The sequence below is a fragment of the Pseudoxanthobacter sp. M-2 genome, from assembly GCF_046156265.1.
In the GTDB taxonomy this organism is placed as follows: Bacteria; Pseudomonadota; Alphaproteobacteria; order Rhizobiales; family Segnochrobactraceae; genus CAMDHY01.
On record NZ_JAWDIR010000043.1, the window covers coordinates 48039 to 64350 of the forward strand.

The 16312-nt window shown below is 69.5% G+C and carries 14 protein-coding genes and 1 tRNA gene; 4 read left to right on the forward strand and 11 right to left on the reverse strand.

Translation table 11 applies throughout. From position 1 onward, the window contains the following. Positions 1-127 precede the first annotated feature (127 nt). The 6 genes from RUR49_RS17890 to RUR49_RS17915 form a co-directional block, all read right to left on the reverse strand. Positions 128-1798 carry an aromatic/alkene/methane monooxygenase hydroxylase/oxygenase subunit alpha gene (locus RUR49_RS17890; protein WP_409147765.1) on the reverse strand — a complete coding sequence of 557 codons (1671 nt, stop codon included), beginning with the start codon at positions 1796-1798 and terminating at the stop codon, positions 128-130. 626 nt (positions 1799-2424) lie between these two features. Further along, a complete protein-coding gene (locus RUR49_RS17895) occupies positions 2425-3084 on the reverse strand; it encodes an ATP-binding cassette domain-containing protein (protein WP_409147766.1) in 660 nt (219 codons plus the stop codon). Further along, positions 3081-4739 (reverse strand): ABC transporter permease, encoded by a 1659-nt coding sequence (locus RUR49_RS17900; protein ID WP_409148124.1) that lies wholly within the window; start codon positions 4737-4739, stop codon positions 3081-3083. Before RUR49_RS17900 ends, RUR49_RS17895 begins: the two co-directional genes overlap by 4 nt. A 149-nt stretch (positions 4740-4888) precedes the next feature. Next, positions 4889-6115, reverse strand: coding sequence for an ABC transporter substrate-binding protein (locus RUR49_RS17905; protein ID WP_409148125.1), 1227 nt, complete (start codon positions 6113-6115; stop codon positions 4889-4891). A 35-nt stretch (positions 6116-6150) separates the two neighbouring features. Next, positions 6151-7269 (reverse strand): FAD-dependent oxidoreductase, encoded by a 1119-nt coding sequence (locus tag RUR49_RS17910; RefSeq protein ID WP_409147767.1) that lies wholly within the window; start codon positions 7267-7269, stop codon positions 6151-6153. A 64-nt stretch (positions 7270-7333) separates the two neighbouring features. Then, positions 7334-7975, reverse strand: a complete 642-nt coding sequence (locus RUR49_RS17915) for a TetR/AcrR family transcriptional regulator (protein WP_409147768.1) — start codon at positions 7973-7975, stop codon at positions 7334-7336. Between the two features lie 134 nt (positions 7976-8109). Between RUR49_RS17915 and RUR49_RS17920 the strand changes: the two genes are divergently transcribed. Genes RUR49_RS17920 through RUR49_RS17930 form a run of 3 tightly spaced genes read left to right on the forward strand, consistent with a single transcriptional unit; the run spans position 8110 to position 10894 of the window. Beyond that, on the forward strand, positions 8110-9546 hold the full coding sequence (locus RUR49_RS17920; RefSeq protein WP_409147769.1) for a dihydrolipoyl dehydrogenase family protein: 1437 nt from the start codon (positions 8110-8112) through the stop codon (positions 9544-9546). Positions 9547-9563: 17 nt separating this feature from the next. Next, positions 9564-10250 (forward strand): TVP38/TMEM64 family protein, encoded by a 687-nt coding sequence (locus RUR49_RS17925; protein WP_409147770.1) that lies wholly within the window; start codon positions 9564-9566, stop codon positions 10248-10250. Between the two features lie 20 nt (positions 10251-10270). Continuing rightward, on the forward strand, positions 10271-10894 hold the full coding sequence (locus RUR49_RS17930; RefSeq protein ID WP_409147771.1) for a CDP-alcohol phosphatidyltransferase family protein: 624 nt from the start codon (positions 10271-10273) through the stop codon (positions 10892-10894). Positions 10895-10916: 22 nt separating this feature from the next. Here the strand turns inward: RUR49_RS17930 and RUR49_RS17935 are convergent, their stop codons facing one another. The 3 genes from RUR49_RS17935 to RUR49_RS17945 all read right to left on the reverse strand — a co-directional run bounded on the left by RUR49_RS17935 (position 10917) and on the right by RUR49_RS17945 (position 13665). Continuing rightward, positions 10917-11435, reverse strand: a complete 519-nt coding sequence (locus RUR49_RS17935) for an HXXEE domain-containing protein (RefSeq protein ID WP_409147772.1) — start codon at positions 11433-11435, stop codon at positions 10917-10919. A gap of 36 nt (positions 11436-11471) precedes the next feature. Next, complete coding sequence (locus RUR49_RS17940; protein WP_409147773.1) at positions 11472-12866, reverse strand: adenylate/guanylate cyclase domain-containing protein; 1395 nt, start codon at positions 12864-12866, stop codon at positions 11472-11474. A 100-nt stretch (positions 12867-12966) separates the two neighbouring features. Beyond that, positions 12967-13665: a class I SAM-dependent methyltransferase gene (locus RUR49_RS17945; RefSeq protein ID WP_409147774.1), complete on the reverse strand. Its 699-nt coding sequence runs from the start codon at positions 13663-13665 to the stop codon at positions 12967-12969. 38 nt (positions 13666-13703) lie between these two features. On the opposite strand from RUR49_RS17945, the gene RUR49_RS17950 reads away from it, so the two are divergent. Further along, the gene (locus RUR49_RS17950; RefSeq protein WP_409147775.1) at positions 13704-14675 is read left to right on the forward strand and encodes a LysR family transcriptional regulator; all 972 of its coding nucleotides are present in this window, start codon (positions 13704-13706) and stop codon (positions 14673-14675) included. Between the two features lie 5 nt (positions 14676-14680). Here the strand turns inward: RUR49_RS17950 and RUR49_RS17955 are convergent. Together RUR49_RS17955 and RUR49_RS17960 are read right to left on the reverse strand one after the other, a co-directional pair. Further along, a tRNA-Arg gene (locus tag RUR49_RS17955) sits at positions 14681-14757 on the reverse strand. Positions 14758-14914: 157 nt separating this feature from the next. Continuing rightward, positions 14915-16294 (reverse strand): glutamine synthetase family protein, encoded by a 1380-nt coding sequence (locus tag RUR49_RS17960; protein ID WP_409147776.1) that lies wholly within the window; start codon positions 16292-16294, stop codon positions 14915-14917. Positions 16295-16312: the final 18 nt, after the last annotated feature.

The window sequence follows — 16312 nt, forward strand, 5'->3', positions numbered from 1 at the left end:
CTCCTGGAACGACGAAGGATGAAGGGGCAGTACCCGCCGGCGGGATCTCGCCGGGGTGGAGGGGCGGAGCCGAGATCGATCGGCCCCGTCCCTCCGGTCACGTGTCGTTCAGCTCAACCGCTGCAGCTCAGTTGCAGGGGTTGATCTTGAAGCCGGCGCGGTACTCGGCGAGGTGCTTCTCGCGCTCGGCCGGGGACATGCCACGCAGGATCTGCAGCGGGCTCTTGATCGTGTGGCCGCGGATGTCGTCCACCGTCCACATCTCGTCCTGCTCGAAGCGCAGGTGCGGCTGCGGCACCAGCGTCTTGCCGTCGGACCGGATGAAGTTCAGGTCCTTCAGGCAGTCGACCAGATCCCAGTCGTGGTAGCAGCCTTCCCATTCGCGACGGCCGCTGAACCGGCCCATGGCCGGCGTCGGACGGCCCTGGTACTCGCCGGCGAACGCCTCGACAGCCGTCCACCGATCGATCTCGTGCGAGAAGGTGTGGATCTGGCCGTCGATCTCGTCGGTGACGATGTCCTCGCGGATCAGGCAGGGCACCAGCGTCGACCAGCAGCGGTGCGGATAGACGTAGCCGACGTCGGCGTTGAACGGGATGACCGTCTGGCCACGGTGCGACAGCTTCTCGTACCACTTCCAGAAGTCGCCGAACTCGGCATACCAGCCCGGATACTTGTGCTCGAACCACTCGAAGTCCTTGTCCGTCTGGGCTTCGATCCGCCAGAAGTTGAACGGCCAGCCGACGGCGAAGAACTGCCCGACCTTGTGCACGTAGAACTTCTTTGTCAGGCGGTTCCAGGCTTCCTGCACGTCATCGTGGTGGATCTTGATGCCGTACTTCTCAAGCGGCAGCATGTAGGTGCGATAGTAGTCCTCGAAGATCCAGCGATGCCACATCTCCGCGTAGGACTCTTTGTTCTTGTCGCGGTTGGTGGTGCCGTACTCGATGAAGGTGCCGATCGCGGCGTCGACGATGCCGTGGTTCTGCCAGAAGGCGTAGCGCATGTCGCGCTCGAGCAGGAGATGGTTCTCCGGCTCCTTCAGCATCGACATCAGCATCGAGTGGCCGTTGCCGATGTGACGGCTCTCGTCGGACTGCACCGAGAGAAACACGGTCGGCAGGGCGTAGTCGCCGTTGCGGGCGGCTTCCGACGGCATCGCCACGAACAGCGTGTTGGTGAACGCCGTCTCGGCGACGATCGTCAGGTAGATGCTCGCCGCGGTGATCGCGTCGCCGGTGAGGAAGCCTTCACCGAACTGGCGGCCGATGGTGGTGGCGTAGCACTTGCCGAACGCTTCTTCGGTGATGTCGAACCCGGCGGGATCGATGTAGTTCTCCATGTACCACTTCTTCAGATTCATCTGGATGGTCGAGTGCCGGAACTCGTCCACCATCTGCATCGTGAAGCCGGTGCGCAGCTCCTCGCCGGGGGTCAGGCGGGCGACCATCGCCATCGAGCGGGCCGCCGAGATCTCCGGGAAGGGGATGATCGCCAGGAACAGCTTCATCCACTCGACCCAGCGCGGCTCCACATTGCGGAACATGTCGCCGCGAAGCGCCGCGTCAAGCGCACCGTAGACGCGGTTGTCCTTCTCTTCCTGCATCGGGAAGTACGACCGCAGGACCTGCTTCATCGGATCCTTCGGCGTCTTCACGATCTTGTAGTCGGTCGGGAACGTCATCGCTTCCTGGACGTAGGACGGGTTCCAGCCGAGATCGGCGATCTTGCGTGCCGCATCGCCGACGGCGATCCCCTTCTGCGCCGTTATCTTGTTGAGCGTCAGTGTGCTAGCCATGTATTCGATCCTCTTCTGGAGTCGGAGCCCACTTCGATTTCCGCGCTGCAGACATCCCCAGCGGTCGCTCGGCCGCGGTGATGCGAGGCGACGGTCAAGCGCCGATCGCGTGACGACCGGCGTTTGGCATCGGCAAAGGTTGTGGATGTTCAGGAAGCGCCGAAACCTGCGCAGCGTCGTGGATTCGAACGCCTGGGATGGCTCTCGCCCGCCCCAATCCACTGGCCGCGCGCCTTACGAAGACGCGGCGTTTCCAGGACCTCCCCCTTCGTTCTTGTCGTGGCTCGTCCGCATGGACCAGTCATCATTATTCTGACGATACTCGTTGCAAGCGGTGTGCCAGTTCAGAAACCGTGCGCAATCGCTGGGATCACTGCAGGAGCGCGCGTTGGCAAGTTGCTGCGGGACGATCTGTCAGACGCAAAATGCGACAGTGATGCAAAATGAGATTGTCCGGGCGCGTTCTGCTCGGGTGACGCCGCCGCACGACAGCGAATGCTCATGAACGACTTATGTCAGTAGTTCTGACGTATCACGACGTCCTGCTGCTACGTCGATTGTGTGGTGCACTGCTTACGGCTGAAAGACGCACCGCCGGCCGCGCCGCCGCGGGCACGGCCTCGATCTCAAGGCAACGGCGTCATGGCGCCGATCTCGATCACCGGCCCTCCGGCAGCGTCTGCGTCGGCCCGGTCGTGCGTCACCAGCATGGCGGGAACTCCCCGCTCGCGCACGAGACCGAACACCAGCGTCCGGACGGCCTGCCTCCGGTCGGCGTCGAGGCGCGAGAACGGCTCGTCGAGCAACAGTGCCTCCGGGCGCGACAGCAGGGTTCGCGCCAACGCGACGCGCGCCTGCTCGCCACCGGAGAGGGTCGCCGGGTCGCGGTCGAAGCAGCCCTCCAGGCCGACTTCACGCAGCGCTTCTTCTGCCGTGCGACGGCGAAGGGCGCGGCCGCACACGTCGGCCACGAGGCCGAACAGCAGGTTCCCGCCGACCGAGAGATGCGGATAGAGCAGGGCGTCCTGAAACAGGAGGCCGATGCGCCGCTGTTCCGGCCTGAGGCCGGACAGGTCCCGCCCGTTGAGGACGACACGGCCGGTCGCGGCGAAGGCTGGGTCGAGAAAGCCGGCGACCAGCGCGAGCAAGGTCGACTTGCCCGAGCCGGAGGGCCCCATGACGGTGAGGACCTCGCCGGGGCGGACGTGCGCATCGACGGCGAGCAGGTGCCGTTGGCCGTGGCGGATGGCGATCGTATCGAGCCGCAGCCCCGTTCCGTCGTTCATCCGGGCCTCATGGCGCGGCGATTGCGGGCGAGAAGGGCCGGCACGAGGCTCGCGAGCGCGAACGCTAGGAACGGCAAGGCGGTCTGCAGCAGCGCATAGGCCCCGATCGTCCGGTTGTTGCCGCCCGAGGCGAGCGCCACGGCTTCGGTGGTGATCGTCGGCAATCGGCCGGCGCCAATCAACAGGGTCGGCAGATAGAGGCCGACGGACGTCGCGAAGCCGATGGCGACGGCGATCAGGATCGGCCCCGTCAGCATTCGCACGCGGACCCGGAGGAAGGTTGCGACACGGGCGTGGCCGAGGCTCGCTGCCATGCGCTCATAGCGCGGGTCGAGGGCGAACCACGGGTCGGCCAGCGCAAGCGCTACGTAGGGGGCGACGAAGACGAGGTGGGCGGCGGTCAGGAGCCACAGCGACGGCGACAGCCCGACCGACAGGATCAGAACCTGCAGGCCGAACACGAAGGAGACCTGCGGCACGATCAGCGGCACATAGAGGAGGCCGGCGATCGCCGGCTGCAACCGCACGCGGTCGCTTGACCTCCCGCCACCGGCCGAGCGGCGACGGCCCTCGAGCAGGGCGACGACGGCGAGGCAAGCGACAGCGGCGGCCGCCGCCGCGACGATGAGGGTCGTCGTCATCGCCCCGGCGGTGCCCGCCAGCGCGCGCTGCCACGTCGAGAGCTCCAAGCTCGACGGCAGGACCGCCGGGAAGCTCCAGAGGCCGGAGACCGACCACAGTGCCAGCATGGCGAGGCCGGCGAAAACGGCGACGCCGGCGACCATCACGCCGATCGGCGCCACCGCCCGCAGCGCGGCATCGGACTGGAAGCGCCACCCACCCGCAGCGAGCGTCCGGCAGAGTCCGTGGCCGATCCGCTCGAGGCCGATCCAGGCGGCGAGGACGACGAGGGTCACGCCCACCTGCAGGATCGCCCCCGCCGAGGCGAGAAAGCGCACCGTCAGGTCGGGGTCGCCCGCCCATTCCACCACCCGCACGGCGAGCGGCGCGGGCATCGACGGCCCGAGGATCAGGGCGACGTCGACGACCGACGAGGCATAGGCGGCGACGGCCAGCACCGGCAGGCGAATCTGCCGGTAGACCGCCGGCCAGACGCCGAGAGCGAAGCCGGCGATGCGGCCGTAGCCGAGTGACCGGGCGAGCTGCAGTCGGCGCGCACCGTCGGCCTGCGGCAGCGCCGCGAAGACGACGAGGAGGAGGAACGGGATCTCCTTGACGACGAGCCCGGCCATCATCGCGAGGCCGAGCGGGTCACCGATGACGAGGAGGTCTGGCGGTAGCGTCTCCCCCGAGGCTTGCGCGGCGAAGCGGAAGAGCAGCCCCGAGGGCGCGATCAGGAAGGCGAAGCCGAAGGCGGCGGCCGCGTGCGGCACCGCGAGCAGCGGCCCGAGCCCGTGGCGCGCCAGCGCGAAGGCGCGGGTTCCGGCGAAGGCGGCAACGAACAGCACGACGCTGCCGAGCGAGAACGCCGTCGTCACCAGTCCGGCCGCGACGGAGAGCGCGAGCGAGCCGGCGATGCCCGGCTCGGCCAAGAGGCGTCGGAACGGCTCCAGCGACGGATCGGTGCCGCCCAGCGCCGGCAGGTAGCCGAAGGCCGGCAGGGCCGCGCCAGCGAGGCCGACCGCGACCGGCATCGCCAGGAGGACGGCGATCGCCCAGGGCACCAGTGCCGCCGACCGCGCCGGACCGGGCGAAAGGAGGCGGACCGCCGGGCCTGGGCCTGTGGACGGCGCTGGCGTGGCGGCAGGGGTGGTCGGCACGGGCGTGCGGCGGGGCAGGGCGGTCAGCTGCCGTAGCGCGCCCGCCACTCCGTCTCGATGCGCGTCATCCACGACGCATCCGGCTCCGCCAGCACCGGGCCGAGCTCTGAGGGCGGCAGCGTGGCGACGCCGCGGTCCACGGCCGCGAAGGCGGCGCGCTCGTCCGGTGCCAGCCTGTCCATCGCCAGCACGGTGGGATCGCCCCACACGGCCGGGTTCTCCTTGCGCAGCTGCGCCTCCGGCGAGATCAGGAAGTCGGCCACCACCATCGCGCCGGCCTTGTTGGCGGCGTTGTAGGGGATGGCGACGAAGTGCGTGTTGCCGAGCGTGCCGCCGGAGAACACGAACGACCTGACGGTGTCCGGCAGCTCGCCGGTGGCGATCGCCGCCGAGGCTTCGGCCGGATTGAAGGCGAAGATGATGCCGAGCTCGCCGTCGGCGAGCATCTGCTTCATCTGCGGGTAGGACTTCGGGAAGTCGCGCCCCTGCCGCCACAGCAACGGCTGGATCTCGTCGAGCCAGGCCCACAGCGGCGCGGTGACCTCCATGAACGTCGTTTCGTCGACAGAGCTGGAGAGGATCTCGGGATCCGCGATCGTCTCGATCAGCACCTGCTTCAGGAAGCTCGAGCCGGTGAAGTCCGGCGGCGCCGGATAGGTGAAGCGGCCGGGATTGGCCTTCGCCCACGCGAGCAGCTCGGTCGCGGACTTCGGCATCGCCGCGATGTCGCCGGTGCGCGCGGTGTCGGCAAAGAAGACGAGCTTCGCACCGCCCCAGGGGGATTCCTGACCGTCGGTCGGGACGGTGAAATCGACGGTGACGCTCGGGTTGTCGGTATCGACATAGCGCCAGTTCGGCAGCCTGGTCGCAAAGCCCGGCGTCAGCAGCAGGCCCCGGTCCTTCATCGAGGCGAAGTTCTCGCCGTTGATCCAGATGAGGTCGACGGCGCCGCCGGCGTCGCGGCCCGCCGCCTTCTCCGCCACCACGGTCGCGACGGCGTCCGCCGTGTCGGCGAGCTTGACGTGGCTGAGGGTGACGCCGAAGCGCGCCTCGGTCTGGCTGCCGACCCAGGCGATGTAGTCGTTGACCGACTGCGAGCCACCCCAGGCGTGGAAGTAGACATGCTGGCCCTGCGCGGCCGCGAGCACTGCCGGCCAGTCCGCCGGGTCCGGGTCGGCCGCCGTGACGGGGCCGATGATCCCGGCGATGAGCAGCGAGGATGCGGCGAGAGCAACGGCACGCCTTCCGATCGATCCGAACATCACGGTTCCTTCCTCGGGCGCCGTCACGGACGCCCGGCGCCGTAGCGCCGGACGAAGCGACGGTCGCTCCAGTCCTTCCAGTGCCAGACCCACCGGCCGCTCACCGACAGCCCGAACTTGTCGGCGACCGCCCGGCCGTCGGCCGTCGAGATCAGGGCGAGCCAATGGCGCTGCGGCCGGTAGCGGCGAAGCCGTCCGCCCGTCGCCGCCCGCCTGAGATTGTGGGCGAGCACCGGCCCCTGACGCACGGCGAAGACGCCGGCCTTCGACACGCGGCCCGGAGGCGAGGCGACATCGCCGGCGGCGAATACCGACGGATGCGATAGGGAGCGGAGTGTCGCGTCGACGCGCACGAAGCCGTGCTCGTCGAGAGCGAGGCCGGTCTCCCGAAGCCATTTCGGTGCCGTGGCGTTGGTGGCCCAGACGACCTCGTCGGCCAGCAGGCTGTGACCATCGGCGTCGACGAGGGCTCCGTCGCGGAAGGCGGCAACCTCGAACGACAGCTCCACGTCGATGCCCCGGCGGCGCAGGGTGGCGTCGATCAGGCGGCGCGTCCGCGCGCTCCGTCCCGGCAGCAGCTCCGGAGACGCCGCCACCAGCGTGATCTGTACCGCCGCGCCGTCGCCAGCCGGCATCTTGGCGAGGCGATGCTGCAGCCCCAGGGCGAGCTCGACGCCGGCCGGGCCGGCCCCCACGACGGCGAGCCGGAGCGGACGCGAGGCAGCAGCGACGCGCTCCCGCAGCGCCTCCAGCGCGACGAGGAAGTCCGGGATCGGCTTCACCGCCAGCCCGACGGCGCCGGGCCGGCTCGGGGTGGAGCCGAGGTTGAGAGACAGGATGTCGTAGGCGAGGGTCCGGCCGTCGGCGGTGCGAACGGTCTTCGCGTCGGGGTCGATCCGCTCGACGGCAGCGGCTTCGAAGCGCACCGCGGCGCCCCGCGCCGCCGCCATCCGGCAGAGCGCGGCGAGGTCGATGCCGATCGCATCGAGCGGGTAGAGACCGGCGACGTGGCCCGGCAGCATGCCCGAATACGGCGCCGTCGCCTCGCGCGACACGAGGGTGAGGTCGATGCCGGCCGGCGGCGTCAGGCCGAAGCGGCGGACGACCTCGATGTGACTGTGCCCTCCGCCCACGAGCAGCATCCTCGTCCTCATGCCGGCACCCGCCGCCACGTCCCGACACCATACGCCCGTGCGCCGGCCGGGATCACCGAGACGGCCGCGCGGCCGCCACCGGAGCGTCGCCGCCCGCGGCGAGCGGTGCACCCGCGCCGCTGTGCAGGGAAGCCAACTGATTCTCCGCCAGCACCTCGAGTGTGTGTCGCTCGACCGGCAGGCGGGACATGACGCGGATGGCGACGATTGTCCCCATCACCGAGGTCGCGAGCCGGCTCGCCTCCACGTCGGCCGTGATCGAACCGTCCGCCTGGCCGCGGCGGATCGCAACCAGCAGCGCGGCCTCGACGTCGCGGAGCGCCGCCGCGACGTCCGCGCCGATGTCGACGTCGTGCGCCGCCACCTCGACGGCGGAGTTGACCAGGAAGCAGCCATCGCTGCTCGACGCCGACAGCTCGACCACCGAGCGCAGGAACGTCTCGATTGCGGCCAGCGGCTGCGGGCTCGTTTCCAGCGCCGCGATGCGCCGCCGGGTCGAGAGGTCGAGATAGCGCTGCAGGGCGCTGCGAAAGAGCGATTTCTTGTCGCCGAAGGCGTTGTAGAGGCTGGCGGTCGTCAGACCCGTCGCCTGTTCGAGATCGCGCACCGACGTCGCCTTGTAGCCACGGGTCCAGAAGCGCTGGACCACCCTGTCCAGCACTTCGGTTTCGTCGAAGCTCTTGTTACGTCCCATCTCCGGACAATCCCGTGGCGACCTCATCGTCGACGCCGCTGCCGACAGGCCATTGTTATTCTAGAACGAGTGCTGCAAAATCCAAGCTCCAGATGCGGATGTCTCTGCGGCGTGGGGCGAGCCGGAAGATCGGGATGGGCGGCGAGCGGAAGTGTGACGTCTGCATCATCGGCGCCGGCTCGGCTGGTCTGTCCGTCGCCGCCGGCGTCGCGCAGCTCGGGCTCTCGACGGTGCTGGTCGAGGCCGGCCGCATGGGGGGCGACTGCCTCAACACCGGCTGCGTGCCGTCGAAGGCGCTGCTGGCGGCGGCCAAGCTGATGCACGCGCATCGCCACCCGACGCTCGCCGGCGTGCCGCCGCACGCCTTCGTCACCGACCGCGCCGCCGTCAACGCCCACATCCGCGGTACCATCGCGACGATCGCACCGCACGATTCCGTCGAGCGCTTCGAGGGCCTCGGCGTCCACGTCATCAAGGCCCATGCCCGCTTCCTGGACGGCGGACGGCTGCAGGCCGGCGGGGAGATCATCGCGGCGAAGACCTTCGTCGTCGCCACCGGCTCGATGCCGGCGATTCCGTCGATCCCCGGCCTCGATCCCGCCCGCGTGCTCACCAACGAGACGATCTTCTATCTCGACGTCGTCCCGGAGCATCTCGTCGTCATCGGCGGCGGGCCGATCGGCATCGAGATGGCACAGGCGCACCGGCGCCTCGGCAGCCGCGTCACCGTCGTCGAGACGAACACCATCCTGCCGAAGGACGAGCCGGAGCTCGTCGAGGTCGTTCGGCGGACCCTGGTGGGGGAGGGGATCGACATCCTGGAACACGCCCAGGTCGCGTCGCTCGCGCACGAAGCTGACGGGACGTCCGTCGCGGTCGCGATCGGCGGCGGCAGTGAACGTAGCCTCGCGGCCTCGCACGTCCTCGTCGCGACAGGACGCAAGGCGACGGTCGAGGGCCTCGATCTCGACAAGGCCGGCGTCGCCTACGGCCCCAAGGGCATCACGGTCGATGCGCGCCTTCGCACCAGCAACCGGCGCGTCTACGCCATCGGCGACGCCGCCGGCGGGCCCCAGTTCACCCACATCGCCGGCTATCACGCCGGCATCGTGGTGCGGAACATCGCTTTCCGTCTGCCGGCGCGTGTCGACTACCGGGCGCTGCCGTGGGTGACCTACACCGACCCGGAACTCGCTCATGTCGGGCTGACGCTCGCCGAGGCCCGGGCCCGTTACGGCGACGCCGCACAGTCGCTGATGCTGCCGTTTACCGGGCTCGACCGTGCCGTCGCCGAGCGGCGGACCGAAGGCCTGATCAAGGTGGTCGCCGAAAAGGGAGGCCGGGTGCTCGGCTGCTCGATCGTCGGGCCGGGCGCCGGCGAACTGATCGGTCTCTGGGGGCTCGCGATCGACCGGCGCCTGAAGCTGCGCCACCTCGCCGGGCTCGTGCTGCCCTATCCGACCTATTCGGAGATCGGCAAGCAGGCGGCCGGCGCGTGGTACAAGCCGTCGCTGTTCAGCGACCGGACCCGCTGGCTGGTCCGGTGGCTGGCCAAGCTGCCGGCCCTCTGACCCGAAGGCGAAGGGCGATGGGCAAGCGCGGCTGGATCGTCCTCATCGTGCTGGTGGCTGCGGCGGTCGCCGCCCACCTGTCGGGCGTGACTGACGTCCTCAGCCTCGAGAGCGTCAAGGAGCGCCGCAAGGACCTCCTCGCCCTCGTCGCGGCCCATCCCGTCATCGCGCCGATCGCCTTCGTCTTCGTCTATGTCCTCATCGTCTCGCTGTCGCTGCCAGTCGCCGTGGTCGCGACACTGCTCGGCGGCTTCCTGTTCGGCCCCGCGCTGGGCACGCTCCTCGTCGTCGTCGCGGGAACAGCGGGGGCGACCGTCGTCTTCCTCGTCGCCCGCACCGCCTTCGGCGAGGGCCTGCGGCGCAAGGCCGGGCCGCTCTATGAGCGGGTGGCGGCGGGCATGCGGGAGAATGCCTTCGAGTACCTGCTGTTCCTGCGCATCGTGCCGCTGTTCCCGTTCTTCCTCGTCAACATCCTGCCGGCGCTGTTCGACGTGCGGCTGCGCACCTTCGTGCTCGCGACGCTGGTCGGGATCATCCCGGGCACCTTCGTCTACGCGAACCTCGGCCGCGAGCTCGGCACCATTTCGAGCGTCGGTGACCTCTTTTCGATGAAGATGTTCCTCGCCTTCCTGCTTCTGGGCATCGTCGCCCTCATCCCTGCCGGCTACCGGGCGTGGAAGCGGCGCAAGGCCGGCGGCGGCTAACGGGCGGCTGGGCGCGCGCAATGTTCGACCGTCACCTCCTGCCCCTCCAGCGCCGGCTGCTGCACCCGCTCGCCCGGCGCATTGCCGCGGCCGGCGTCACGGCCGATGCCGTCAGCCTGGTTGGCTTCGGCCTCGGCCTCGGCGGCGTGGCACTCATCGCGATGGGACAGTTCGGCCTCGCCCTTGGCCTCATCCTAGCCAACCGTCTGCTCGACGGTCTCGATGGCGAAATCGCCCGCCTCAACGGTCCGACCGACCGCGGCGCTTTCCTGGATCTCTCGCTCGACTTCGTCTTCTACGCCCTCGTGCCGCTGGGCTTCGCGATCCACGACCCCGCGGAGAACGGCCTCGCCGCCGCGGCCCTCGTCGTCTCCTTCGTCGGGACAGGCAGCAGCTTCCTCGCCTTCGCCGCCATCGCCGAGCGGCGCGGCCTGATGTCGACGGCATTCCCGCAGAAGGGCCTCTACTATCTCGGCGGCCTCGCCGAGGGCGCCGAGACGATCCTCGTCTTCGTGCTGATGTGCCTGCTGCCCGACCATTTTCCGACGATTGCGTGGGCCTTTGCGGCGCTCTGCGCCGTCGGCACCGTGCTGCGCTGGCGCTGGGGCTACGTCACCTTCACCGACGAGGGCCGCGGAGAGTAGCGCTGCCCGCCGCGCGCATCCGTCAGGCGAAAGGCAGTTCGAAGCTGAGAAGCCCCGCCCAGATCACGAACAGCATCAGCCCCGCCCCGATGGCGAACGCCCCGACGGCACCGCTGACGCCGAGGCGACCGCAGCGTACCGCCAGCACGGCCGCCCAGATGGCGATCGGGTAGTAGAGCAGCGACGCGGTCACCAGGCCCGGCGAGTAGCTGTCGACGTAGATCGTCGTCACGAGGTGGAAGACGAAGTTCCAGAACAGGTTGCCGCTCGCCCAGCCGAGGAAGACGAACGCCGAGAGCGACGAGCGGCTGCGGCTCGCCCACAGGGTGAGCGACAGCAGGATGATCATGAAGGCCGCGTTGTTGAGCAGAAAGCCCTGATCGGTCATGCGGCTGTGCAGGTGCTGGCCCATCCAGCCGGTGAAGCCGGCGAAGTACTCCTCGGGAATGTGGATCGCGTAGGCGAGAGGCAGCGCCCAGATGAAGCGGTGGAACTGCAGGAAGACGGAGACTGGCGCAGTCGTGGTGGCAGTCCGGCCCATACCTTCCCCTCGCTGTCACTCGTCGCGCCGAGGTGCCTATGCCAGCACCACCACCTCGACCGGCGTGTCGACGCCGGCGACGGTCGCCAGCCGGCGAACCGGCGCGGTGCCCTCGTACCCCTGCATCACCGCGAGATCGAATGTCGGCCCGTCCGTCAGGGCCTGCACGCCCTCGGCCTTGGTGTGCTTCTCGAGCTTGGCGGCGAGGTTCACCGCGTCGCCGATGACGGTGTACTCGAGTCGGCTTGCATCGCCGACGGCACCGAACAGCATCCGTCCGCTCGCGACCCCGACGCCGACGCGGGCGACGGGCCGGCCGGCGGCCTCGCGGGCGGTGTACCAGTCGTGGGCCGCCGCGATCACCGCATCGGCGGCCACGAGCGCGTCCCGGGCGTAGGTGTCGGAAGGCTGCGTGCAGCCGAAGCTCGCCATGATGCCGTCGCCGAGGAACTTGTCGATGGTGCCGCCGTGCGCCTGGATCACCGGCACCATGCGGGCCTGGTAATCGGCGAGGAGGGCGACCGTCTCACTTGGTGGCAGGCTGCGGGTCAGGGCGGTGAAGCCGCGCAGGTCGACGAACAGCGCCGCCGCCTCGCACAGCCTGCCTTCGCCCGACTGGATCGGCTCGTCCGCCCCGGTGATCCGGGCGGCGATGGCGGGGGAGAAGAAGCGCTTCAGGTCCTGCGCCGCCTCGCCTTCGACGACGGCGCGCTGCAGCAGCCGGCGGGCGTTGCGGATCGCCAGCCACAACAGCAAGCTGACGACGATGATTGTGACGATCTTGTCGATCTCGGCGCCGAACAGGATCTTCGGCGAGGTCATGTACTCGATGTAGTTGCGTGTCGCCGGCATCCCGCTCGGGTCGGACAGGGCGGCGTAGACCACGAGCACCACCCAGCCGGCGGCGGCGACGAGGCCGGTGGCGAGCACATAGCGCTCGTCGAAGCGAAGCGCCCTCAAGCCGATGAAGATGAAGACGTAGAGCACCGTCGGCGCCTTCAGATAGAAGGCGGCCGGCTGGCCGTACTGGATGTGGAAGCTCCAGATCAGCCCCATCAGCAGCGTGACGTCGATCAGGATCGAGGCGAGCAGCGCCCATGGGGGCAGGCGGCCGCGATAGGACCAGACGAGGCGGACGACCGTGACGGCGAAATAGACGGCGAGCGCCCACGGCACCGGGCGCCCCGCGATGTGGAGCACGACCATCCGCAGCCATTCCGGCACGCCGGCGGAGAAGATCCAGTGCCCGGCGTCGGGCATCTGGCCCTCGGCCGGACGCGAGACGAAGTAGAGCGTCGCAAACAGCGCGACGATGCCGAGCTGCACCCAGCCGATGATGCGCTCGCCCCGGTCCTGCTCGGCGAGGAGCGCACGCTCGACACGCGGCGGCAGGTGCGCGCGACGGGAAGAGTCGAAGAAGGGCAGGGGCATCGTCGCGCGACCCGTGATCCGCCAGTTCACGAGTCTCGGCCCTTTCGCCCGGCGCGTCCAGCCCGGGCGGGCGACCGGCGGCGGGCCGGGGGGCGAACCCCTACAGCGCCTCTCTCACTCGTCGCTCCTCATCGTCGACGCGGCCCTGCGCCGATTCGAAATCCGGTGCACGCGCGACGATGAAGATCCGCGGGTCCTTGCGGCCCGAGCCGTGGCGGGCCTGCTCGATGATCGTAAAGCCGGCGCACTCGATCTCGCTCTCGAGGTCGAGTGCGGCAAAGAACGAAACGTGGGGCGCCTTGCCGAAGGCCTGCGCCACCGGCACGGCGAGCCGCAGGAGAGGGCTCATCTCGGACAGGCAGGGTGTCTTGGAGATGAACAGGCCACCCGGCTTCAGCAGGTGGCGGGCGTGCCGCAAGGTGGCCGCCCTGTCGGTGACGAGATGCAGGACGTTGAACGCCAGCACGGCGTCAAAGGAGCCGGCCGTCCCCGCGGTTCGGTCGGCGGCGGCAACCTCGAAGTCGACGTTTGCACACGCCTGCGCGCCTGCCTTCTCGCGGGCGATGGCGACCATTTCACCCGCGACGTCGGTGCCGACCATCCGGCCGACGACGGGCGCGATCCTCAGGGCGCTGGTGCCGGTGCCGCAGCCGATTTCGAGCACCGCATCGGCGCCCTGCACCAGCGTGCGCGTCCGCTCGATGGTGCGCTCGTAACCGGCCATATCCTTGATCGCGTCGTTCGCATACTTGCGGGCGATCCGGTCCCAGAAGGCGGCGTCACGGGTGTCTCGAAGCATGGGCATCTCCCTCGCCCGAGGGATTAGCACATGCGCTTATGCCGAGAATTGCCGAACACTGCACGATCGATATACGTAAACGTATGAGTGGGTTGGACTGGAACCTCGCGCGAGCCTTCTGCGCCACGGCGGATACCGGCTCGCTGTCTGCGGCGGCGCAGAGGCTCGGCCTGACGCAGCCGACGCTGTCGCGTCAGGTCGCGGCACTGGAGGCCAGCCTCGGCGTCACCCTGTTCGAGCGCGTGGGCAAGCGCCTGGTGCTGACGGACACCGGGCGCGGCCTCCTCGAGCACGCACGGGCGATGGCCGCGGCCGCGGAGGCGTTGGCGCTCGCCGCCGCTGGCAGGTCGGAGGACATCACCGGGCGCGTCGTGATCTCCGCCACCGATGCGATCTCCGCCTATCTGCTCCCCGACATCCTCGAGCACATCCGGGAGCTCGCCCCGCAGCTGACCCTCGTCGTGATCTCCACCGATTCGATCAGCGACCTCAGGCGTCGAGAGGCCGACATCGCCATACGCCACGTCCGCCCGACGGAGCCGGAGCTGATCGGCCGGCTGGTCTCGGAAATGCCCGCGCACTTCTACGCGGCGGAAACGTGGATCGCCCGGAACGGCCTGCCGCGAAAGGTGGCTGACCTCGGCGGCGTCGACCTGCTCGCTTTCGATCCGGTCGAGCAGTTCGTCGCGCATCTCGCCGGGGTCGGCATCGCCGTGACGGCCGATCAGTGCCGTCTCGTCTCGGCCAACGCCGTCGTCCTGTGGGAGATGCTGCGGCGGGGGCTCGGCGTCGGCATGATGTTGCGCGAGATCGCCGAGCGCACGCCCGGCCTGGTGCGGCTGCTGCCGGATTGGCCCGGGATCCAAGTACCGATCTGGCTCGTCACGCACCGCGAGCTGCACACGAGCAAGCGCGTGCGACTGGTCTTCGACGCGATCGCCGAACGGCTGAGCCGGGACTCATCTCGAGCACTCGACGAGCAGCCGCAGGGGATCAGTCTCGGTGGTTAGTGAAATGGCGCGCCCGGAACGATTCGAACGTCCGACCCCCAGATTCGTAGTCTGGTGCTCTATCCAGCTGAGCTACGGGCGCGTGGCCGGCGGCGGGTCCTTGCGGAGCGCCGCGGCGGGATCGAGATAGCCGCATCGTCGGCGCATTGCAAGGGTGTGACGATGGCGGCGTCCACAAGTCTGAGCGCGCGATGTCGCGGCGGGGCGGCGGCGGTCGCACTGCCCCGGATCTCCCTCAATCAGGCCAGCCGCAGGTACCAGGCATAGTCGCGATCACTCACCTCCGCGAAGAAGCGGTCGCACTCGGCTTCCTTCACTGTCAGGAAGACGTCGTGGAAGCGCTCCCCGAGCCGGCGCTTCAGGACCTCGCCCCGACGAGCGCGAGCCAGCGCCTCCGGCCAGTGGCGGGGCAGGCTCGGCGCGATCTGGGCGTAGCCGTTGCCGGTGATCGGCACGGACGGCTCGAGCCCCGCCTCGACGCCCTCCAGCATGCCGGCGAGGACGGCGGCGAGCGCCACATAGGGGTTGGCGTCGGCGCCGCAGACGCGGTGCTCGAGATGGCGCGCGGCCGGGGGCCCGGCGGTCACGCGGATCGGCACCGAGCGGTTGTCGATCGCCCAGGCCGGCCCGACAGGCGCGTAGGAGTTTGCCCGGAAGCGGCGGTAGCTGTTGGCGTTGGGGGCGAACAGCGCCATGCCCTCCGCCATCGTCGCCTCGAGGCCGGCGATCGAGGCGCGCAGCAGCGCGTTGCCCTCCGGCTCGTCGCCGGCGAAGAGATTTTTGCCATCCGCGTCGGCGAACGAGACGTGCAGGTGCATGCCGGAACCGGCGCGGTCGCCATAGGGCTTCGCCATGAAGGTCGCGGCGTAGCCGTGATTCTCCGCCACCGCCTTGACGAGGCGCTTCCACAGGATGGCGTCGTCGCAGGCCCGGAGCGCATCGGTGCGGTGCTCCAGAACCACTTCGAGCTGGCCGGGGGAGTATTCGGAGATCAGTGTCCGCGCCGGCAGGCCGGTGGCCTCGGCGGCCTCGTAGAGGCCATCGAGGAAGCCGGAGAAATCGGAGAGGTCCTGCATCAGGTATGCCTGCAGGTCGGCCTGGCGGAAGCCGTTCGGCGCCGTCGGCGGCTCGGCTCTCAGCTCCGCGGCCGCCTCGCCGTCGAGGAGATAGAACTCGAGCTCGACCGCGGTGACCGGATGCAGGCCGCGCGCCTTGCAGGCCTCGACGACGCTGGCGAGCGCGTGGCGCGGGTCGGCCTCGGTCGGTCGGCCGTCGCGCTCGTAGGAGGTGAGCAGCAACTGCGCCGTCGGGCTGTCGCGCCACGGCACCGGGCAGAGCGTTCCCGCGATCGGCCGGCAGACGCGGTCGCTGTCGCCTTCCTCCCAGACGAGCCCGGTCTCCTCGACGTCGGCGCCGCGGATGTCGAGCGACAGGATCGAGCAGGGCAGGGGGCGGCCGTTGCGGTAGGCGCCGAGGAGCTCCGGCCGGCGCAGGATCTTGCCGCGCTGCACGCCGGAGGGATCGGTGATGAAGGCCTCGAACTGAACGATCTCGGGATGCGCGGCAAGGAATGCCTCCGCCTCCGCGACGTCGGCGATGAAGGACGGCTGCGCTGGCATGGCGTTGACTACCGCTTC

Coding starts and splice junctions, on each gene's coding strand:
- RUR49_RS17940 (WP_409147773.1), bottom strand. CDS start 12,866: ATGCCCCTGCCCTTCTTCGACTCTTCCCGTCGCGCGCACCTGCCGCCG.
- RUR49_RS17900 (WP_409148124.1), bottom strand. CDS start 4,739: ATGCCGGTCGCGGTCGGCCTCGCTGGCGCGGCCCTGCCGGCCTTCGGC.
- RUR49_RS17930 (WP_409147771.1), top strand. CDS start 10,271: ATGTTCGACCGTCACCTCCTGCCCCTCCAGCGCCGGCTGCTGCACCCG.
- RUR49_RS17895 (WP_409147766.1), bottom strand. CDS start 3,084: ATGAACGACGGAACGGGGCTGCGGCTCGATACGATCGCCATCCGCCAC.
- RUR49_RS17890 (WP_409147765.1), bottom strand. CDS start 1,798: ATGGCTAGCACACTGACGCTCAACAAGATAACGGCGCAGAAGGGGATC.
- RUR49_RS17945 (WP_409147774.1), bottom strand. CDS start 13,665: ATGCTTCGAGACACCCGTGACGCCGCCTTCTGGGACCGGATCGCCCGC.
- RUR49_RS17915 (WP_409147768.1), bottom strand. CDS start 7,975: ATGGGACGTAACAAGAGCTTCGACGAAACCGAAGTGCTGGACAGGGTG.
- RUR49_RS17925 (WP_409147770.1), top strand. CDS start 9,564: ATGGGCAAGCGCGGCTGGATCGTCCTCATCGTGCTGGTGGCTGCGGCG.
- RUR49_RS17910 (WP_409147767.1), bottom strand. CDS start 7,269: ATGCTGCTCGTGGGCGGAGGGCACAGTCACATCGAGGTCGTCCGCCGC.
- RUR49_RS17960 (WP_409147776.1), bottom strand. CDS start 16,294: ATGCCAGCGCAGCCGTCCTTCATCGCCGACGTCGCGGAGGCGGAGGCA.
- RUR49_RS17920 (WP_409147769.1), top strand. CDS start 8,110: ATGGGCGGCGAGCGGAAGTGTGACGTCTGCATCATCGGCGCCGGCTCG.
- RUR49_RS17935 (WP_409147772.1), bottom strand. CDS start 11,435: ATGGGCCGGACTGCCACCACGACTGCGCCAGTCTCCGTCTTCCTGCAG.
- RUR49_RS17950 (WP_409147775.1), top strand. CDS start 13,704: ATGCCGAGAATTGCCGAACACTGCACGATCGATATACGTAAACGTATG.